Origin of the sequence: Epibacterium ulvae (assembly GCF_018678075.1) — a bacterium.
Taxonomy (GTDB): Bacteria; Pseudomonadota; Alphaproteobacteria; order Rhodobacterales; family Rhodobacteraceae; genus Epibacterium; species Epibacterium ulvae_A.
The window spans coordinates 78,460-98,811 of record NZ_JAHHIR010000039.1; the positions used below are offsets into that span (position 1 = coordinate 78,460).

The 20,352-nt window shown below is 60.1% G+C and carries 20 protein-coding genes; 11 read left to right on the forward strand and 9 right to left on the reverse strand.

From position 1 onward, the window contains the following. Window positions 1–62 precede the first annotated feature (62 nt). Window positions 63–1,658 (forward strand): VPLPA-CTERM-specific exosortase XrtD, encoded by a 1,596-nt coding sequence (gene xrtD / locus KMP13_RS11730; RefSeq protein ID WP_215266046.1) that lies wholly within the window; start codon window positions 63–65, stop codon window positions 1,656–1,658. A gap of 53 nt (window positions 1,659–1,711) precedes the next feature. Here xrtD and KMP13_RS11735 read toward each other — a convergent pair whose 3' ends face one another. Next, window positions 1,712–2,470: a VPLPA-CTERM sorting domain-containing protein gene (locus KMP13_RS11735; protein ID WP_215266047.1), complete on the reverse strand. Its 759-nt coding sequence runs from the start codon at window positions 2,468–2,470 to the stop codon at window positions 1,712–1,714. Window positions 2,471–2,673: 203 nt separating this feature from the next. Continuing rightward, window positions 2,674–5,100, reverse strand: coding sequence for a tetratricopeptide repeat protein (locus tag KMP13_RS11740; RefSeq protein ID WP_215266048.1), 2,427 nt, complete (start codon window positions 5,098–5,100; stop codon window positions 2,674–2,676). A gap of 372 nt (window positions 5,101–5,472) precedes the next feature. Here KMP13_RS11740 and KMP13_RS11745 point away from each other — a divergent pair, with 372 nt between their 5' ends. Genes KMP13_RS11745 through KMP13_RS11755 form a run of 3 tightly spaced genes read left to right on the forward strand, consistent with a single transcriptional unit; the run spans window position 5,473 to window position 8,762 of the window. Next, complete coding sequence (locus KMP13_RS11745; protein ID WP_215266049.1) at window positions 5,473–6,330, forward strand: ExeA family protein; 858 nt, start codon at window positions 5,473–5,475, stop codon at window positions 6,328–6,330. After that, complete coding sequence (locus KMP13_RS11750; RefSeq protein ID WP_215266050.1) at window positions 6,331–7,911, forward strand: GumC family protein; 1,581 nt, start codon at window positions 6,331–6,333, stop codon at window positions 7,909–7,911. Between the two features lie 23 nt (window positions 7,912–7,934). Next, entirely contained in the window at window positions 7,935–8,762 is an 828-nt protein-coding gene (locus tag KMP13_RS11755; RefSeq protein ID WP_215266051.1) for a CpsD/CapB family tyrosine-protein kinase, read from the forward strand. A gap of 95 nt (window positions 8,763–8,857) precedes the next feature. Here the strand turns inward: KMP13_RS11755 and KMP13_RS11760 are convergent, their stop codons facing one another. From KMP13_RS11760 to KMP13_RS11775, 4 genes are all read right to left on the reverse strand, one after another. Further along, on the reverse strand, window positions 8,858–9,409 hold the full coding sequence (locus tag KMP13_RS11760; RefSeq protein ID WP_215266052.1) for a VPLPA-CTERM sorting domain-containing protein: 552 nt from the start codon (window positions 9,407–9,409) through the stop codon (window positions 8,858–8,860). Window positions 9,410–9,707: 298 nt separating this feature from the next. Further along, on the reverse strand, window positions 9,708–10,220 hold the full coding sequence (locus KMP13_RS11765) for a glycosyltransferase (RefSeq protein WP_215266053.1): 513 nt from the start codon (window positions 10,218–10,220) through the stop codon (window positions 9,708–9,710). Further along, window positions 10,217–10,693, reverse strand: coding sequence for a UDP-N-acetylglucosamine--LPS N-acetylglucosamine transferase (locus KMP13_RS20925; protein ID WP_215266054.1), 477 nt, complete (start codon window positions 10,691–10,693; stop codon window positions 10,217–10,219). Before KMP13_RS20925 ends, KMP13_RS11765 begins: the two co-directional genes overlap by 4 nt. Before the next feature lie 145 nt (window positions 10,694–10,838). Then, window positions 10,839–11,579 carry a rhomboid family intramembrane serine protease gene (locus tag KMP13_RS11775; RefSeq protein ID WP_215266055.1) on the reverse strand — a complete coding sequence of 247 codons (741 nt, stop codon included), beginning with the start codon at window positions 11,577–11,579 and terminating at the stop codon, window positions 10,839–10,841. Window positions 11,580–11,793: 214 nt separating this feature from the next. On the opposite strand from KMP13_RS11775, the gene KMP13_RS11780 reads away from it, so the two are divergent. From KMP13_RS11780 to KMP13_RS11790, 3 genes are read left to right on the forward strand one after another with little or no spacing between them, the layout of a single operon-like run. After that, complete coding sequence (locus KMP13_RS11780; protein WP_215266056.1) at window positions 11,794–12,057, forward strand: spike base protein, RCAP_Rcc01079 family; 264 nt, start codon at window positions 11,794–11,796, stop codon at window positions 12,055–12,057. Next, window positions 12,057–12,224 (forward strand): hypothetical protein, encoded by a 168-nt coding sequence (locus KMP13_RS11785; RefSeq protein ID WP_215266057.1) that lies wholly within the window; start codon window positions 12,057–12,059, stop codon window positions 12,222–12,224. Before KMP13_RS11780 ends, KMP13_RS11785 begins: the two co-directional genes overlap by 1 nt. 1 nt (window position 12,225) lies before the next feature. Next, on the forward strand, window positions 12,226–13,608 hold the full coding sequence (locus tag KMP13_RS11790) for a hypothetical protein (RefSeq protein ID WP_215266058.1): 1,383 nt from the start codon (window positions 12,226–12,228) through the stop codon (window positions 13,606–13,608). Here KMP13_RS11790 and KMP13_RS11795 read toward each other — a convergent pair. The 3 genes from KMP13_RS11795 to KMP13_RS11805 form a co-directional block, all read right to left on the reverse strand. After that, window positions 13,585–14,319, reverse strand: coding sequence for a metallophosphoesterase (locus KMP13_RS11795; protein ID WP_251363817.1), 735 nt, complete (start codon window positions 14,317–14,319; stop codon window positions 13,585–13,587). The two genes, KMP13_RS11790 and KMP13_RS11795, sit on opposite strands and share 24 nt — an antisense overlap. A 17-nt stretch (window positions 14,320–14,336) precedes the next feature. Further along, complete coding sequence (locus KMP13_RS11800) at window positions 14,337–15,503, reverse strand: nucleotide sugar dehydrogenase (protein ID WP_215266068.1); 1,167 nt, start codon at window positions 15,501–15,503, stop codon at window positions 14,337–14,339. A gap of 187 nt (window positions 15,504–15,690) precedes the next feature. Continuing rightward, entirely contained in the window at window positions 15,691–17,073 is a 1,383-nt protein-coding gene (locus KMP13_RS11805; RefSeq protein ID WP_215266059.1) for a phosphomannomutase, read from the reverse strand. A 128-nt stretch (window positions 17,074–17,201) separates the two neighbouring features. On the opposite strand from KMP13_RS11805, the gene KMP13_RS11810 reads away from it, so the two are divergent. From KMP13_RS11810 to KMP13_RS11825, 4 genes are all read left to right on the forward strand, one after another. After that, window positions 17,202–18,188 (forward strand): KpsF/GutQ family sugar-phosphate isomerase, encoded by a 987-nt coding sequence (locus KMP13_RS11810; RefSeq protein ID WP_215266060.1) that lies wholly within the window; start codon window positions 17,202–17,204, stop codon window positions 18,186–18,188. A 30-nt stretch (window positions 18,189–18,218) separates the two neighbouring features. Continuing rightward, window positions 18,219–19,013 (forward strand): 3-deoxy-manno-octulosonate cytidylyltransferase, encoded by a 795-nt coding sequence (locus KMP13_RS11815; RefSeq protein WP_215266061.1) that lies wholly within the window; start codon window positions 18,219–18,221, stop codon window positions 19,011–19,013. Between the two features lie 250 nt (window positions 19,014–19,263). Next, window positions 19,264–20,040 carry a tyrosine-type recombinase/integrase gene (locus tag KMP13_RS11820; protein ID WP_215266062.1) on the forward strand — a complete coding sequence of 259 codons (777 nt, stop codon included), beginning with the start codon at window positions 19,264–19,266 and terminating at the stop codon, window positions 20,038–20,040. A 44-nt stretch (window positions 20,041–20,084) separates the two neighbouring features. Continuing rightward, on the forward strand, window positions 20,085–20,352 hold a 268-nt coding region (locus KMP13_RS11825; protein WP_215266063.1), incomplete at its 3' end, for a transposase.

A 20,352-nucleotide genomic window follows, 5' to 3' on the forward strand; every position in this document is an offset into this window, starting at 1 on the left:
GCTGATATGCCTGTGGCAGGCCCCTCTGCCAGACGCCCTGTGACAAGAATGCGGAGATCGCAATGGCCCTGTCCCCCAAAGCCCCCACACAGGCCCTGCCCCAGGTGTTGATGAACCCTGTTGGGATGTGGTGGCTGACCCTGCTGACCTTGGGGTCGGTGCCGGTGTTCTGGATTGGTCTGGTGTCGCTGGGCCAGGCCTGGTTGACCCCGGAATACAGCCACGGGCCGCTGATCCCGGTGATCTCGCTGTATCTTTTCTTACGTGAATTGCGCGCCGCACCGCCGTTGGACACGCCTGTCACCGACCGTTGGCCGGGCGTCCTGGTGATGGGGTTTGCGCTGGTGCTGGCGATCTTTGGCAATCTGACCCGGATCCCGGATATTGTCACCTATGCGCTGATCATCTGGACCGGCGGGCTGGTGTTGACCGTTTTTGGCTGGCAGCGCGGGATCCGCCATCAATTGCCGGTGTTCCACCTGATCTTCATGCTGCCGCTGCCGCAATTTATCTATTGGAAGCTTACCATCTTCCTGCAGGGGATCTCCTCGGAAATTGGCGTCTGGATTGTGCGCCAGGCCGGGGTCTCGGTGTTTTTGGAAGGCAATGTGATCGACCTTGGCGTCTATAAGCTGCAGGTGGCCGAGGCCTGTTCGGGGCTGCGCTATCTGTTCCCGATCCTGTCGTTCTCTTATCTCTTTGCGATCCTGTATCGGGGCCCGATCTGGCACAAAGCGGTGCTGCTGCTGTCGGCGGCTCCGATCACCGTTTTGATGAATTCAGTCCGCATCGGCATCATCGGCGTCCTGGTGGACAGCTCTGGCATCGAACAGGCGGAAGGGTTTTTGCACTTCTTTGAGGGCTGGGTGATTTTCATCTGCTGCATCGCGCTCCTTTTTGGCCTGGCGGTGGCCCTGCAACGCCTGACCCCGAACCCGCTGCCGCTGTCACAGGCGGTGGATCTGGATGTGGAGGGGCTGGGCGCCATCTCGCTGCGGGTTCTGGCAATCCGCACCTCGGCCGCGTTGACGGCGGGGGCTTTGCTCACCACCAGCGTGTCCGCCGCTTGGCTCGCCTTTGGTGAGATTGAGACGACCCATCTGGACCGGCGACCGTTTTTGCTGTTTCCCCGCCAGATCGCTCAGTGGTCCGGCACCACGTCGCGGCTGGAACCCGATATCGAAGAGATCCTGGGCGCGGATGACTATCTGAATGCCACCTATCTGGCCGAAGGCGGCGATCTGGTGCATTTCTTTGTGGCCTTTTACAACAAACAGACCGAAGGCTCGGGCATCCATTCCCCCGAGGTCTGCCTGCCCGTGGGCGGCTGGGAGGTGTTCTCTCTGGCGCCCCATGCGGTGGATATGACCGACGCGGGCTATGGCCAATTTGAGGTGAACCGGGCGGTGATCCAGAAAGGCGTCAGCCATCAGCTGGTCTATTACTGGTTTGAACAGCGCGGCAAGCGGATGACCAATGATTACAAGGCCAAGGCCAGCGTGGTTTATGACAGTCTGACCATCGGGCGCACCGATGGGGCTTTGGTGCGCTTTGTGACGCCGATCCACGCCGGTGAAAGCGAAGAGGCCGCCGATCAGCGTCTGCAGGGCTTTATGCGGGCCAGCCTGTCGCGGCTGCCAGAGTTTGTGCCCGAATAGAGCTGTCGAATAGGGCTGGGGTGGTGCCCGCTTTAGGCCAGCTGTGACTGAGATTAAGCCTGGTTGCGCTTGCGCCGCAGCAGCCACAGGCCACCAAGCGCGCCTGCCAACAGCGGCAGGCCGGCCGGCAGGGGCACCGGTGCAATTTCCAGGTTCAGCTGCGCAGCCGGTGTGAGCCGCGACCAGGCCCAAAGATATTCGCTGCGTTGCTGGCTCGACAGGCTGCTGAGCACGGCCCCCACATAGAACTGGGCCTCGCCCGTCGCCAGAGAGGCGTTCAGATCCTCCAGCGCTTCCGCATCCAGGGTGACGCTGATCTGATTGACGGCGCGTGAGCTGTTGCCGGGGGTGGCATAGTCCAGGCTGCCATATTGGCGCCCGCTGCCCAGATCTTCAAAAGCGGCCAAACCGCCCTGGCCTGCGCGCAGCTGCCCGGTGTCGCTGGTGACATCGTAAAACTCCAGTGTCTCGCTTTGATCGCTGGAGCGCGCCAGACCGTTGCGGGCGGCAAAGACCAGCGTGGCGCCGGTGATCCGCCCCGCATCCGCCTGGGTCAGCGCGGCCTCCTGGCTGTCGCCATCCTCGGGCGCGGCGGTCAGGTCAAACCCATACCAGCTGCGGTATTCGCGCCCATTGCTGAGCCGGCCGGTCAAAGTATTGAGATTGCTGGGTGTATGGCTGCCATCATTGCGATACCACCCCTGATCCACCGTATCCAACGACAGGGTTGCCCCCAGCGCTGCCGATCCGGTCAAAAGGGCACCACAGAATGTGACCTGAGCCAATGCGGTCTGAAATCGAATAGCGATCATCACGGCCTCCCGAGCGCGGCCGGTCGACCTTGGATATCGGCAGATGCGGCGCAGATTGGTTAACGGTTGCTTAACACTTGATTAACCATTGCCCGGCAAATGGGTCTGAATTTTGCCGCGAATGGGGCGGCGGTTGGGAAAAATCCAGCCGCCGCCCCGTATTTTTACCTTAATATTCCAGTTTCCCTATGAGTTGTGCACCCTCAGTTCTGGGCGGCCAATTGCGCCTGCACCTGATCCAGGAATGGTGGTGCTGTGGCTCCGGCCGCAACCAGATCCAGAACCGCCTGATACTGGGGACGGGCGTCTGCGGGGCGGTCCAATTGACGGTACAGCTCTGCCAGATGGAAGCGCACCACCGGATCACGCGGCAGGCCAGCAACCGCGGCCTCCAAATAGGGCTGGGCTTCCTCCAGATTGCCAAGCCGGGTGGCGATCCAGCCGTAGGTGTCCTGGAAGGCAGGCACATCGCTGCCGCGCAGACGGCGGGCAATCACAAAGGCACGCTCCAGGCTTTCGTCATCCTCACGGTAGCTGGCCATCAGGCTGGCCAGATTGTTGGCCAGAACCGGCGAGGTGCTGTTTTGCGCATAAAGCTCCTCGTAGATGGCAATCGCGCGGTCGATCTCACCGCGCGCTTCGGCCTGGCTGGCCCGGATCCATTGGATATTGGCACTGTTGGGCAGGGCCCCTTCGGCACGGGTCAAAATATCCTCGGCAGCGGTCTCATCGCCCAGGCTGCGGCGCAGACGGTAAAGCGACAGCCAGCTTTGCTCGCTTTGGGGGTAGGCCACAACCAGCTCCTCCAGCAGGGCGGCGGCAGGTTCTAGACGCCCATCGGTGGCCAGAACCCCCGCCTGCAGGAAGCGGAGGGTGGGATTGTCGGGGTTATCCGCCAAAAGTTCGGAGGAATAGGCCAGCGCGCCTTCGATGTCGCCATTGGCCAGACGCACACGGATCAGCGCCGCCGCGGCCTGCAGCCCGTCGTCCGCACCATTGTCAGCCAGCTGCCCCAGGAAGCGTTCCAGATCCTGCGCCCGGTCCTGGGCCGCCAGCATACGCGCGGTCAGCTCCTGCGCCACCCCCTCGGCCGGGGCACCGCCGATCGTTTCCAGCCGCGTGATCACCTGGCGCGCCCGCGGCCAGTCCTCGGTCTGCACATAAAGCGCCCCGAGACGGCCCAAAAGGCCCAGATGGTCTGATTGATTGCGCAAAGCCGCCTGCAGCACATCTTCGGCAGAAAAGAACTTTTCGCTGTCGATCAGGTGATTGGCATAGCGCAAGGTCTCAGCCGGGCGGTTGCCCGAGGCCTCGGTCGCCAGCGCCAGCATCTCTCGCATCAGGCCCTGGTCGCCGGCGCGCTGATGCGCCTGGGCCATCAAAGTCAGCAATTCGGGATCGCGCGGCGCACTGTCCAATGCATTGCGCAGCTCAACCAGCGCATCACCCGGTTGGTCGTCCCGGACCAGCCAGCCGGCCTTCATCTTGAGCGCGCCCAGATGACCTGCATCATGGTCCAGCACCTCTTCGACGCGGGCCCGCGCGCCGACGCTGTTGCCGGTGGCCTGCAACATACGGGCCTGCAGGACCTTGATCGTGTCGATCTCGGCACTGGCCTCGGCCCCCGACAAGATCGCCTCAAGCGCGGCGACGGCATCGTCCCGATTGCCGCGGTCATATTCCAGATTGGCCCGCAGCGCGCGCAGCTGGTTTTGATCCTCGGGCGCCTCCGCCAGCATCTGATCCACCTCGGCAATCGCCTGATCGCCGCCATGATACTGGGTTACAAAACTCAGCAATTCCAGACGGGTTGCGGACCCCTCCAGCGTGCTGTCAGCAACGCGTCCACGCAGATATTCTTCGGCCTCCTTAAGGCGGTCACCCTCGATCAACCGCGCGACCAGGGTGCGGTGCAGATTGGCCTCCGGAAAGCGGGTGACCATGTCATGCAGATGGGTGATCACCACATCGCGGGCGCCAAGCTGTTCCAACACGCCCAACCGCAGACTGTGCAGCGGCAGGTTCTGCGGTTCTGCCGCCAACAGCCGGTCAGACAGATCCAGCGCCGCCTGCCAGTCTTGCGCGCGCAACAGCGCATCCAGCACCACCTGCTGCACCACCGGCAAATCCAGCTGCTGATCCAACAGCGCATTGGCGCTGGCCACGATCTGCGTCACCTCGGACGGGTCTCTGGCCTCCAATGCCGTGCGATACTGCAGCCCCAGCCGCACCGACCGCAGCACCAGATCATCAGGCGCTTGTGGTTCGGCCACATCCAGATGCCGCGCCGCCTCATCCCAATTGTTGGACGTGGCCGACATCCGCGCCAAAGCGCTGCGTGCCTCAAGATGTTCAGGATCCTGTTCCACCAGGCGCAGATACTGGCTGTAGGCCTCGGCCAGATTGCCGCGGTCCTCATTCACCTGCGCATAGGTCAGACGGGCCGCAATATGATAGCCATTGAGTTGGAACACATTGCGCAGCTCCACAAGCGCGCGGTCCACATCGCCCTCCTCAAGCAGGGCGAGACCTTTTTCATAGTGTTGCTGCGCCCGCTCTTCGGCGGTGTCGCAGGCGGCCAGGGACAAGGGTAAAATCAAAGCACAAAGAATAAAAAAGCGCTTAAACATCAGAATTATACCTCTAAACGCAGGGTGCTGCATTAAATTTCAATGAGGGGCGTTGCGAATCCCTTGGTGACGCTCATAACGAGCTCATAAAACATTTATCACGTTCGCCGCACGGTTTTGACAATTGGCTCTCAGGCACTTTTTCGTGTCTTTTGAACAGAGAGGCCATCGCAAACGATCCGGGCGCTATATTGAGTATACCTATACATTCAAACCGCGATATTTTTTAGCGGAGACTGGAAATCGGGATGCAAATTGCAAGCGCCTCTTTTATATTGCACCATAATGGGCAGACGGGGCGACGGCAGAATGCAGAAATCACCACGAAATCTGAAACTTGTGCGGATTGTGCCGTGAAGATCGGGACCTGATATGACACGGCCAGATCTGCTTTATGCGGACCATTTCGGGCTTAGCGAGCGCCCTTTTTCCCTGGTGCCCGACCCCAGTTTTCTGTTCTGGTCCCAGGCCCATCAACGCGCCTTTGCGGTGATGGAATATGCCATCTATACCCGCGCGCCCATCACCTTGATCACCGGCGAGATTGGCACCGGGAAAACCACATTGCTGCAGGAGCTTTTGTCGCGCCTGCAAGAGGATGTGGTTGTGGGCCTAATCTCCAACGCCCAGGGCGGGCGCGGCGAGTTGATCCAGTGGATCCTCAATGCGCTGCAGGTGCAGATCGATCCCCAGGCCTCCTATGTGCAGATGTTTCAGATGCTGCAGGACTACCTGCTGGCGCAATATGGCGCCGGGCGGCGGGTGATGCTGGTCTTTGACGAGGCGCAGAACCTGTCGATGGAAGGTCTGGAAGAGCTGCGCATGCTCACCAATATCAATTCCAACAAAGATGTGCTGATCCAGCTGGTACTGGTCGGCCAACCCGAGCTGCGCGATATGGTGCAGGATCCGCGCCTGGAGCAGCTGTTGCAGCGCATCGCCTCCAATTATCACCTGCGCGATATGACCCAGGACACCATGCAGGCCTATATCCAGCACCGGCTGCAGGTGGCAGGTGGCCGTGGGGATGAATTTCAGACGGATGTTTTTGACATGATCTTTGCCGAGACCCAAGGCACCCCGCGGCTGGTTAATCAGCTTTGTGATTTTGCCATGCTTTATGCCTGGAGCGCCGAAGAGATCCTGGTGAGCCCGGCCACCATCCAACAGATCCTGGACGATGGAGTTTATATGCGCCGCCAACGTCGCATCGAACGGGAGGCTATATAGATGGAAACCCTCTGGTATTACCTGTCGATATTTCGCCGTCGTTTCCATTATTTCCTGATTGTCGCCACCGTGATGGCTGCGGCCTCTGTGATTGCGGCCCTGTCTCTGCCGCCGGCCTATGAAAGTCGCGCTGTCTTGCTGGTGGAAAGCCCACAGATCCCCGAAGAGCTGGCGGCCTCGACCGTGCGCTCCTCGGCACTGGAGCAATTGCAGGTGGTGCAGCAGCGCTTGCTGACGCGGGACAATATGCTGGCGATCGCCCGCAAGCTGGATGTGTTTGAAGACATCGATCAGATGAACCCCGATGCGATTGTCACCGCCATGCACGGGCGCACCACCATTGCCATTGCCGGCGGGCGACGCAATGAAGCGCCCGTGATGACGCTGAGCTTTGAGGCGGCCGCCGCGCAGACCACGGCCGAGGTGTTGAATGAATATCTGGTGCTGATCCAGACTCAGGATGCGGAATTCCGCCAGGGGCGATCTGGTGAGACGCTGAATTTCTTTGTCCGTGAAGTCGAGCGGCTGAATCAGGAACTGGACCTGCAGGGTCAGACCATTCTGGCCTATAAACAGGCCAACAGCGAGATCTTGCCCGACAGTCTGCAATTCCGTCTGCGCCAGCAGTCGGTGTTTCAGGACCGGTTGATCCAGATCGACCGCGAGGTGGCTGAGCTGCAAAGCCAGCGCACGCGCCTGCTGCAGCTCTATGAGCTGACCGGCGGGGTCAACAATTCTGCCGTGACTGAGAACCGCGCGCTCAGCCCCCAGGAACGCAGGCTCGAAACAGCTCAGGCCGAACTGGCCGAGGCGCTGACCGTCTTCTCGCGGGAAAACCCAAGGGTCAAAGTGCTGGAGGCACGGGTCGCACAGCTAGAGGCGGATGTGACCGCCGTCCTCGCCCTCGCCCCGGCTCCCGAAACCGAAGACGCAAACGCCGCCGCAGCCGAACAGGCACAATTGCCGGCGGTTCTGGTGGTGCAGCTGAGCGAGGTCGACAGTCGGATCGAAGCTCTGGACCTGCAACGCATCCAAACCCAGGAGCGTCTGGATGCGCTGAACCAAGGGATCGACAGCACCCCCGAAGTGACCATCGCCCTGGAGGATATGAGCCGCAAATACGCTTCGTTGCAGAACCAATATGAACAGGCCGAGGCGCGGCTGTCCAAGGCCCAGACCGGTGATCAGATCGAAACCCGCTCACGCGGGCAGCGGATTGTGGTGATCGAACAGCCCTCGATCCCGTCCCAGCCCACCAAACCCAACCGCACGCTGATTGCCGGTGGCGGCACCTTCTTTGGCATTCTGGTCGGGATTGCCCTGGTGGTGATGTTGGAACTGTTGAACAATTCACCACGCCGCCCCGAAGATATCGTGACCAAATTGGGCATCACCCCTTTGACCACCATCCCCTATATGCAGAGCCGCGGCCAACGGATCCGCAACCGCAGCTGGCGGGGCATGCTGGCCCTGATCATCATTCTGGGCGTGCCGGCAGCGGTCTATGCGGTACATCTTTATTATCTGCCGCTGGACCTCATTGCAGATAAAATCATGACCAAATTGGGCGTGCGCTGGTAGGCCGCTTAAAGGAGACGCAGAATATGGAACGGCTTCAGGCAGCGATTGAAAAAGCCCGTGTACAACGTGATCAACAGGGCGAGCGGGGCATCCGCCCCCTGGCGGCGGCCTCTGCGCTGGCGGCGGATGCGCCCTCGGAATGGCAGGAGCTGACTCAGATCACCCTGGTGGCCAAACATCTGCGCCGGGGCCGGATCAACGCCCCGGACGGGGGGCATGCAGAGAATGCGCCCTTTGATCTGCTGCGCACCCGGATGCTGCAATTGTGCAAACAGAACAATTGGCACCGGGTGGCCATTGTCTCTCCCCATGCGGGATGCGGCAAATCCACCACCGCGGCCAATCTGGCCTTTTCCCTGGCCCGCCAGAGCGAATTGAACAGTCTGGTGTTTGATTTCGACCTGCGCCGCAGCGGTCTCAGCCGCCTTTTGGGGCAACGTCCGCGCCCCGGCATGACCGCCGTCCTGGAAGAGCGCGCCGAATTCTCCGACGCCGGGCTACGCTATGGCGACAATCTGGCCTTTGGTCTTTTGTCTGAAACCCCTGCGAAAACCCCATCTGAGCTGTTGCAAAGTAGCCGCGCGGCGGGCGTCTTGAACCGGATTGAGACACGCTATGGCCCAGATCTGATGCTGTTTGACATGCCCCCTTTGATGAGCAGCGATGACAATTACGGGTTTTTACAGAATGTCGATTGCGCCCTGATCCTGGCCGCCGCCGAAGAGACCGCGATGACCCAGATTGATGTAGCCGAACGTCAGGTGAGCGAGCTGACCAATGTTCTGGGCGTGGTGCTAAACAAATGCCGCTATACCTCAGGTGCCTTTGGTCATTCTTACGAAAGCTACTAAGCATTACAGTGCTACCAGCCCCAAGCGGCCATAAAAAGAGCGGCCTCTTGAGGCCGCTCTTTTTCGTGATCATCTTTAAACGCTAAAGGCGTTGCTTATACTGTCAACGCCTTCCGACGACGCCCAGCAAAGCCAAGCCCCGCCAGCGCACCAAACAACAAGATCCCCGCAGCTGGCAGCGGCACTGGTGCCACCGACGTAATAAAGGATGTGATGGTGTTGCTTGAGCCACTGCTGGCAAAGCTGAGCGTTGCAAACGAGTCATCATACCCGTCAGCGCTCAGAAAACCTGTTGCTGTAAAGGATTTGATAGCCCCGTCAGACAGGTCGCTGAAAGATTGCGCCACAAAAGAAATGCCACTGGCCAAGGTCAGGAGCGTCTGATCACCGACAGCGCCAAAGTCAAACCCAAACGTGGTGACAAAAGTGCCGCTGTCCGCAGCAAAATCACCGGTGCCCAAAAACGCAAACGCAGGGGTCAAAAGGCTTACAGACCCATTTGGGGTGAAATCAGAAGCGTCCAGGTTGACAATGCCGGCAATGTCAACCTGACCGGAAATAGTTGCCGCTTGCGCGGAGGAAAGCGCGGTTAATGACACAAGACCCAGTGTCAAAACCGCCGCAAGTGCTTTGAGTCTTTTAAACATGTGTATTCCCTAAAAATGATCTTTTGAACCGTTGGAAAATGCGCGCTCTTACCCACAAACACAGCAAGAAACGTTTCGAACAAACTTCTCTGCATTACTTAAATGGCGTGCAGGATCGGATCAATTCCACGTATCTCGAATTTTATGGAAAAATATTTACGGCCGTATATATTATCGATCACGTTTTCGTTTTACGATACGGCTTTAAGCCATTCAGCCAAATCGGGTATTGCCAAGCCTGTGAATTGATAATGATCGTGCTCAATCTGGCTGTTTAATTTCGAATCAAACCACGCCTTTAACCGTTATGAATAAACGTGCTAAGCCGCTGGATAAGACGGTCTTCGGCAAAAGGCGCAACTCCGTTTCCCACCTCCCCTGCAGCTGTATCCGGGGTAGTCAGCAGCAGATCCAGCCGCTGTGCCAGCATTGGGCTGTCTTCCACTGCAAAAATACCGCTGCGGGATTTGAACCGCGCCATCGTGGCATATTGATGGTCATTGCGATGTTCGCCCAGATGGGCCCGGCGCGGCATGATCACTGTGGGTTTGCGAAAGCTCATGGCGGTGATGATGGAGCCCATGCCCGCATGGCCCACCACCACACGCGCCTCTTTGACGCGGGTGTTGAATGTATCGGGGCTGATCTTCTCGGCCCATTCAAAATGACGGGGGCGATAGCTGTCGCCGTTGAGATGGCCCAGCTGACCAAAGACGCGGATATCCGTGCGCGCGTTTTGTGCGCACCAGTCATCCATCGCCTGCGCCAGACGGTCGAACGGCAATTGGGTGCCTACGGTCAAAAAGATCATATGACAGATCCGCTATAAGAGGGGCCGTCAGGGTCGGCCAAGTTTTCCCATTGGGTCAGCCACAGATCGCAGCGCCCCCCCGCCATCTGCCCCGACAGGGACAATGTTTCCGCATTGGCGATACTGTCGATCCAGGCGGCGCGTTTGCCCATCCAGGAGGCCAGCCGCAGGGCAAAGAACCCCGGCGCCGCCCCAGTGGTGATCACCACATCCGGGCGCGAGCGCAGCATGATCCAGATGATTTGCAGCAAAGAGACCATCAATCGCAGTTTTTGCCAGCGGTTGGCATCCTTGACCGCGTAAAAGCGCACCTCAGCCGCATCACCGGGATCTGCCAACACGCTGCTGCGCAATTGCGGGTCGGTCGACACATAGGTCACCCGGCAGCCGGCCCAAGCAGGCGACAACCGTCTAAGTTGTACCCAATGGCCGCCAGCAGAGGCAATCGCAAGGACATGTGGAGGCTGTGTCACAATCATACGTCCTGTATCTAAAGATTCCGAGACATCGCTCGGCAAACTGCTCTTCTCCGGAGAATTCGATCCCGGTTGAGGTAAATTTATACCTGATTTCCCCGTGATAAAATGATTTTTTCGAAACAGGCAGAGTTTCGCCGGGCTATTTTACGACTTTGTGATGGGAAGGTCGCGCTGCTGCCTGTCGCATTGGCAGCACAAGCGCCAGCAGCCCGCCCCCCAGATAGCCGCCCAGATGCGCCTGCCAGGCCAGGCCGCCATTTTGCAGCACCCAAAATAGAAAATTGAGGAGAATCAACCAAAGAGTGAATAAAATCACCCGCCGCAGCGGCGCTTTTGCACGATAGAGGTCCAGCCCATGCCACAGCTGACAGGCGCCAATCAGCCCAAACAATCCCCCCGACAGCCCCACCATCGGCTGGGGAGAGGTCGCCAAAACCCCATAGGCCGCCCCCCCAGCCACAACCGAGCCCAACAGCAATAGCCCCAACCCGGCTTGCCCGGCCTCTTCCACAACCCGCCGCCCCAACAGCAGCAGCAAGATCATATTGCCCAGCAGATGCCACAGATCCGCATGCAACAGCCCATAGGTGACAAACATCGCCACCGGCTGTCCCGGATAATTGGGACGCCAATTGTCCAACAACCCCGGCCAGAACCCGGCATATTGCAGCGCCAGCCCGCGCCCTGGCACGATGGCAGCCAAGGTCTCGCCCCGCGCCTCGGACAGCCAGCCTGCGCTTTGGATCTGAAACAGCGCCTCTGCCGCGCAACATAGGGCCATCAGCCCCCAGACCAGCCCCCCCGCAAGCAAACGCCGACCCGACACCGGGGGCGCCAGCAGATCAAGAGCAAACAGATGGGATAGATTGGGCCAGGACATGCCGCATAAAACCACAGGCGTGATCCGGATCCTAGGCCCGGCCTGAGGGAGGGTAAACCTTGCCTGCTCCTTAACGCCGCGCCCGCCCGCAGCGCTCAGGCGGCAACAGCCCTGCGCCCGCGGTTATGCTGACGCCTCCTCTGTCATCTCGCCCAGGATGCGGATCCACATGTTGGTTTCGCATCTTGGCTCTTTTCAACAGGAGTTGCGCCCCATGTCGCAGATCGATCCGTTTCAAAGCCACCAGCGCGGGCTCTCCAGCCCGGCCAGCCGCCATTTCCCCATCACCCCGGCCGATGACGTGGACCTGCCCCTGCGCCCACGGGTGTTGCGGGTCCTGACCACCGGCACCCTGACCCTGCGCGACGAAGACGACCAGCGTCTGACCTATCCGGTGCAGGCCGGTGAGGTGCTGATGTTCTCTCCCATCGGCGTAGAGGCCAGCGGCACCACGGTTGATCTGGTGGGCTGGCTCTAATGCTGGGCTTGCGCCTCGCTGTCACGGCGGTTCTGTTTCAGCAGCCATTTGCCGCACTCACCCGCCTTTTGCGCAACCAGGACGGCACGCTCACCGTGCAATCCCTTGATGCTCCGAGCATGAGAACCACCCGGACCCAAGACGGCACAGTCACCGTGGAGAATTAAAATGCCCGAATTTCGTTGGTCAATTGATGGCGGTGTGACCTGGACCTATGAGGACCAGCCGTTGCCATATACGCTCCCCGTAACGGCAGAGCAGACACCGATTGTGCAAGCGCTCGGCGCCCGAGTTGTTGTTGGGGATTACGTCGGCCCGGTTGTTGTGCCAGGGGCCGACACTCCCAGCTACTCCGCGCTGGATGCGGCAAACGTCGTCCTGGTGGGGGCTTCCCTGCTGGATCGCGGCGATGATACGCCAGAACAAAGCGCCTATCTCAATGCGGCCTTTGCCAATATGGGCTACACGGGGGCGCTCGACAATCGCGCCAATGGCGGCGACCGCTTCCCGGAGACCCAGACCCGGCTGGATGGGATTATTGCCGACTATGCCGGCCAAGAGGACGCCACCTTTGTGCTGATGCACCGTTCGGGCAATGATGTGTCCCATACACGTCCGATGGATGCGGCGATTGCCAGCGCGTTCCGCGCCGATTTGGATGCGATCACCACCAAACTAAAAGGCGCGGGGTTTGCCCATCTGGGGGCCAGCAATATCACCAAACGGTACTATGAGACCGCCCCAACCGTGGACGCGGGTGTTCTAAGCACCGACATCAATGGTTCTGGGCCCTATAACACCGATTGTGTGGTGCCGTGGGTCGCGGCTGAGATGCCCGATCATGCCGGGCAGATCGATGCTTATACTTGGATTGAAAAAACCCACTGGTTGGTTACCTCCAATGACGGCATTCATCTGCGGGCGGATTGGGAGCATATCTTTGCCGAATGGCTGCTATGGCAGAATGCACGCATCTATGCGGATCACCGGGCTGATGTCGCGGGGCGCTCCTTTGTGTTTCATACGAGCTCATTCTCAGCGGCACAGGCAACAGAGCTTGGTGGCACAGTGAACCCGGTGCCCAAATTACGCACGCGCAACGTCGACACTTCCGGGCAGGTGGTACCTTATCTGGTGGCCGAGTTCGAGGGCGGGATCAATCCCAAGAATACCGGCGGCGGCGGGGCATCCGCTGCCGTGGCCGATGTGCGGCTGCAACCGTTCACGGGCGCTCGCATGCATTGTGCGGTGGCAGCGGATGCTGCAGCCCATGATTACATCACCTGGCGTCTGTCTGGCCTACCATCAGGGGCCACGGGCAGGCTGACCGCTATGGGGTCTCGGGCCACAACGGCCAGTGACCGGGTGGGGGATGTCACAGTCAACGGAGCAGGCATTGGTCAATTGGATGCGGCAACAACCGCCACCAGCAACCAGATCAGCGCTCCGTTCACCGTCACGCCGCGGGGCACGATCGAGGTCACAATCACCCCGACCCCAGGCAGCACCTATGCCTATCTCAATGCGCTAGCGATTGATTTTGATGGATGAAGCCTGCGTTTTGCCAGAATGGACCGTCAGGAACTGCACCCCATCCGGCAACACCAGAGCCGCGCTCAAAGAACCGGTGGCATAGGCGCCCGTATCCACCGCGATCCGCCCCGGATGCAATTCGGGGCGGGGAACAATCACATGACCATGCACCACCCAATGCCCGTCCCGCCGCCTGCGGCGCAGAAACTGCGGATGGCCCCAGGTCAGATGCACCGGATCCTGCGCGGCAATCGGGCGGCTGGGATCGGCGCCCGCATGGGTTGCCACCACATTGCCCGATTGAAACACCCGCGGCAGCGCCTCGAGCCACTGCAATGTGTCCGCGCCCATGGCCGCCAACAGATCATCCCGGATCTCATGGGGGTCTTGTCCGACCGCCACCCCATAGCTGGCCAGGGTGTCCAGCCCCCCATGGCGCAGCCAGATCTGCCCCGACCCGGCCGGATCATCCAGAAACCGCAGCAGCATCTCTTCGTGATTGCCGCGCAGACAGGTGATCTCCGGCAGGTTCTGCAACAGATGCAGCACCGCAGCACTGTTGGGGCCGCGATCCACATAATCCCCCAGACAGACCACCGGCACGCCCCGCTTCAACTGCCGCAACAGATCCGCCAGCTGCTCGAAACAGCCGTGAATGTCGCCAATCGCATAAAAGGGTTCTGCGGGGGTCAGGCGCGGCTGAGGCCGCAGACGGTCAAAAACACCCATCCCCGCCGCACCCTGCCTCAGTCGTTGCCAAACAGATCGCGGGTAAAGACGTTCTCAGCCACATCCATCAGCTCTTCGGTCTGGCGGTTGGCCACGATCACATCGGCGCGTGTTTTAAACTCTGCCAGATCACGCACCACCTCGGAGCCAAAGAAGTCATCCTCTGGCATGCTGGGTTCATAGACAATCACCGGAATGCCCTTGGCCTTGATCCGTTTCATGATCCCCTGCACCGAGGATTGGCGGAAATTATCCGACCCCGCCTTCATCACCAGGCGGTGGATCCCGACACAGGTGGGGTTTTTGGCGATAATGGCCTCGGCCAGGTAATCCTTGCGGGTGCGGTTGGCATCGACAATGGCGCGGATGATGTTTTGTGGCACTTCTGAATAATTGGCCAGCAGCTGTTTGGTGTCCTTGGGCAGGCAATAGCCGCCATAGCCAAAGGAGGGGTTGTTGTAGTGGCTGCCGATGCGAGGATCCAGGCCGATGCCTTGGATGATCTGGCGCGCATCCAGATCGCGCGACATCGCATAGCTGTCCAGCTCGTTGAAAAACGCCACCCGCATTGCCAGATAGGTATTGGCAAACAGCTTGATCGCCTCGGCTTCGGTGGAACCGGTGATCAGCACATCGATCTCTTCTTTCAAAGCAGCCGCGCGCAACAGGTCGGCAAAACCTTTGGCAGCAGCGCTGTCATCGCCCACAATGATCCGCGACGGGTGGAGATTGTCATAAAGCGCCCGCCCCTCGCGCAGGAACTCCGGGCTAAAGATCACCTTGTCGGTCTGCAGCTCCTGGCGCAGCCCCTCGGTATAGCCCACCGGGATCGTCGATTTGATCACAATCATCGCATCCGGATTGATGGCGCGGGCCTGTTTGACCACCGCCTCAACCGAGGATGTGTCAAAGAAATTGTTCTCGGGATCATAATTGGTGGGGGTTGCGACTATAATATAGGCCGCACCATCAAAAGCCTCGACCGCATTGGTGGTGGCGCTCAGCTGCAGCTCTTTGGTCGCCAGATACTCTGCCAGTTCCGCATCCACAATCGGTGATTTACGCTGGTTGAGCTGGGCCACGCGGGTCTCATCAATATCGAGCGCCACAACCGGATTGGCCTGTGCCAACAGCACCGCATTGGACAATCCCACATAGCCGATCCCGGCAACCGCTATTTTAATATCAGACATTACAATCATCCAACCTATTGGTGTTCATATAAAATAATGACGCTGCTGTATAGGCGCCTTTGCGCGTTGCGTACATAAGCACCAGCAGCAGATTAAGCCGCTCAGCTCCAATAAAACAGCCCAGCAGGGAGTAAAGATGTAAAATGCCGCCGCCCGCTTGGGATGCGGGCACCCTTTATCAGACCTCTGCCCGCGTCAACCGTGCCTTGAGCAGGGCCAGCCCCCGGTCCAATAGCGCGCGCGCGCCGGTGGCATCTGCGCCTTCGACATACAAACGCAGCTCAGGGGCGTTGCCGGACGGGCGCACATGCACCACGCCGCCCTCGGCCAATGTGATCCGCACCCCGTCGGTCAGATCAACGGCGGCTTCGGTCACGTTCAACGCCGCCAGAAACTCTGCTCGCGCCTCTGCATTCCCAGCCAGGGCCGCAACAAAGGGGTGCGAGGCCTCTTGCGGCACCTCCTGCAGACGGTCCGCGACGGTGACAACCGGCGGCTCGCCCGCGACCCGCGCCGACAGGGGCCCGTCGCCGGCGGCCATCAGCGCCATCACCAAGGGCAAGACGCAGTCGCGGGTTTTCAGCGGCACCAAGGAGCCCGTCGGCCCCTGCGCCGCAAATCCCAATAAATAACCGCCATTGGCCTCATACCCGACCACCTTACCCTGCCCCTGTGCCATGCCCGCAATCACATAGGGTGAGCCAATGCGGGTGAGGGTGACCGCTGCAAAGCCTTTTTGCGTCACGCCGGAATTGGAGGAGATCGGCGTCACCACGCAATCCGCCCCAAGAGCGTCCGAGGTGATTTGCCCCATCACATCGCCCGGCACGATCTGGCCGCGCTCATCCGCCAACAGGGGCCGGTCGCTGTCGCCATCCATCGACACCAGCGCATCCAGATCATGCGCGCTCACCCAGGCGGCGATTTGCGCGCGGGTCTCGGGATCCACCGCTTCGGTGTCCACCGGGATAAAGACCTTGGAGCGGCCAAGCTCCAGCACCGTGGCGCCAAGGCTTTCCAAAATCTCTGCCAAGAGATTCCGCCCCACCGCCGAATGGCTATAAAGCCCGATCCGCTTGCCGGTCAGCGCATCAGGTCCACAGGCGGTCACATAACGCGCCACAAAAGCCGCCCCAACGCCCGGGTCTTTTTCAACCGCGCCGCCGCCCGCACTGGGACTGCGGCCCAGATGCGCCTTGATCGCGGTCTCGTCGTCTTTGGTGATCTCACCCGTTTTGGAATAGAACTTCAGCCCGTTGCGATCGGCGGGGATATGGCTGCCGGTGATCATGATCGCCGCCGCGCCCCGTTTCTGTGCCGCAAGCGCCAGCGCCGGGGTGGGCACCGCACCACAGTCAATCAGCGTGAGCCCCTCGCCCACAACCGCATCGATCACGGCTTGCGCAATATCGGGCGAGGAGGGGCGCAGATCCCAGCCGAGACAGATGCCCGTGCCCGTATCACAGGCCGCAATAAAGGCGCGCACGTGATCGCCCACCAGCGTGGCCGTCAGCTCCACCACCAGACCGCGCAGCCCGCTTGTTCCAAATTTCGGTGCCATCTGATCTGCCTCTTGCCCGTCTCTCACATGGATGTTCGGGCAGACCATATCCAGTGCCTCCCCCCTTGCCTAGGCAAGAACCGCCCCCTAGGAAGGCAAAACAACTGGCGCCAGATCGAGGGTTTTTCATGTCAGAGCAGACCAAGACCGCCCCCAACGTCTCAGCTGAGGCTATTATCGCATCGGGCCAGCATGTGCTGAGCGTGGAAGCCGCCGCCCTGGCCCAGATGGGCGACGCTCTGCCCGCTGATTTCGCCGCCGTTGTGCAGCTGATCCTGGGCGCCAAAGGGCGGGTTATCGTCTCTGGCATTGGCAAATCCGGCCATATCGGGCGCAAGATCGCCGCGACCTTTGCCTCCACGGGCACGCCGTCCTATTTTGTCCACTGCGCCGAGGCCAGCCACGGTGATCTGGGCATGGTGACCCCGGCTGACATCTGCCTATTGATCTCTAATTCGGGCGAAACCACCGAATTGCAGGATATTCTGGCCCATACCCGGCGGTTTTCGATCCCCACGGTGGCGATTTCCTCCAAGCCCGACAGCACGCTGATGAAGGCCGCTGATTACCGCCTGTGCCTGCCGCCCGCGCCCGAGGCCTGTTCGATTGGCATGGCGCCCACCACATCGACCACGCTGACGCTGGCGTTGGGGGATGCCCTGGCAGTGGCTTTGATGGATCAACGCGGGTTCATGCCCGAAGATTTCCGCGTTTTTCATCCGGGCGGCAAACTGGGCGCCCAGCTCGCCACCGTGGCCCAGCTGATGCATGCCGGTGACGACCTGCCCTTGGTGGCCAGCGACACACCCATGCAAGACTGCCTGCTGACCATGACCTCCAAAGGGTTTGGCATTGCCGCTGTGGTTGCGGATGAAAAACTGGCCGGCGTGATCTCGGACGGGGACTTGCGGCGCAATATGGCGCAGCTGATGCGCACCACCGCCGGTGACATTGCCAATCCCACCCCGATCACCGTCGCCCCAAACGCGCTGGCGGCCAGTGCATTGGCCACCATGAACGCGCGCAAAATCTCGGTGCTGATGGTGGTGGACGCGACCGGCGCGCCCGTGGGCATCCTGCACATCCACGATCTGTTGCGCGCTGGCGTGGCGTAATCTGCGGCTCAAATAAAAGGTATATCCCCGATGAAAACCGTGATCCTGATCCCCGCGCGCTATGCCTCAACCCGCTATCCCGGCAAGCCGTTGGTCGAGTTGAACCAACCCGATGGCAGCCGCAAAAGCCTGATCCGGATGAGCTGGGAGGCCGCGATGGGCGTCACCGGCGTCGATGAAGTCCATGTGGTGACAGATGATGACCGCATCAAAGAGGCCGCCCAGGCCTTTGGCGCCTCCGTGATCATGACGCCGACCACATGTGAAAACGGCACCGCCCGCTGTGCAGCGGCGCTGAAAGCCGGCGATATTAACGCCGATCTGGTGGTGAACCTGCAAGGGGACGCGCCGCTGACGCCGGCCTGGTTTGTCGAAGATCTGATCGCCGCGATGAAAGCCGACACCGAGGCCCAGGTCGCCACACCGGTGCTGCAATGTGACCCGCTGACTTATGGCCATTTCGTCGAGGACCGTAAAGCCGGCCGCGTCGGTGGCACCACAGCCGTGTTCAATGCCAAACGCCACGCGCTTTATTTCTCAAAGGAAGTGCTGCCTTATATCGATCCCGGCAAAGTGCCGGATGCGGACATCCCCGTCTATCACCACGTAGGCGTCTATGCCTATCGCCCGGACGCCCTGCGCGCCTATGGGACCTGGGGCGAATGTGATCTGGAAAACCGCGAAGGGCTGGAACAACTGCGCTTCCTGTTCAACGGCACGCCCGTGGCCTGTGTCGAGGTCGAAGGGCGCGGTCGCGTGTTCTGGGAGCTGAACAACCCCGAAGATGTGGCCCGCATCGAAAGCGTTCTGGCCAAACAGCTGTGATCTTGTTGGGGACCGCCTTGTTCGGCCCGCTCCCCCAGCAGATTTGCCAAAACCCAGATAGGGTGCCCCAACGGAGGGCTTCACGGGTTGCAGGCACCTGCAACGGCGGCTTTGCGCACAAGGACGAAACCGCTCTCGCGGTATTGGCGCTTGTTGCCGGTGATGCGCGCTGATCGGAGCGCAGCGATTTTGTGAACTGACTGACCTGTTGGACGATTGGGGCTTCTCAATCTGATAACAGGAGGTCTTCATGACCGATCAATATGTCCCGAAGCTGCGCCAACGTTTTCTGGAAGATATGCAGATCAAGGGCCTGCAACCCAAGACGCAGACGATGTATCTGCGTGCGATGCGTGACTTCACCCGGTTTCTTGGACACGCACCGGACAGCGCGACACCGGAGGAATTACGGGCGTTTCAATTGGATATGAAGGAGCGCGGCGTTGGCGCGCCAACCTTCAACAACCGGTTGATGGTGCTCAGTTTCTTCTTCGCGTCCACCTGCCCACGCCCGGAGATGAAGCGGCATATGCGGTATCAGCGGGCGGCCAAGAAGATTCCTGTCGTGCTCAGTGCCGAGGAAGTTGCCCGCATCATTGAAGCGGCACCCGGGCCCGGGGTGCGATACCGTGCGGCCTTCAGCGTGGCCTATGGCGGTGGTTTGCGGGCAAGCGAGGTCACGCATTTGAAGGTAGGTGACATTGACAGCGACCGGATGTTGATCCGGATCGAGCAAGGTAAGGGGCGTAAATATCGCCAAGTGATGCTGTCGCCCAGCTTACTGGACCTGTTACGCGACTACTACCGCGAAGCCCGGCCACAAGGATGGATGTTTCCAGGTCGCAACCGGATCGACCCGATCTCGACGCGGCAGTTCAACCGCGCCTTTGGGGTAGCCTGCGACTTCGCCGAGATCAAAAAGCAGGTGTCGCCCCACACTTTGAGACACAGCTTTGCTACACATCTGCTGGAAAGCGGGACTGATATCCGTGTCATTCAGGTGCTGTTTGGACCTGTCGCGGTTTGATGCCGCTCCTTTGATAGCATTTGTTTCAGCAAAGGAGACTGACTATGGGACTGAAACGGACGGACGAATTCCGCCAAGATGCAGTGCGGATCGCGCTGACGAGTGGGCTGACACGCAAGCAGGTTGCTGATGATCTGGGTGTTGGCATGTCGACGCTGAACAAATGGATTACGGCGCAGCGAAACACGGATGTGGTGTCGAAAGAGGATTTATGCCTCACCCAAGAGAATGACCGGCTTCGGCGTGAGAACCGCATTCTCAAGGAGGAAAGGGAAGTGCTTAAAGAGGCTACGCGGTTTGCGAGCATTTCGC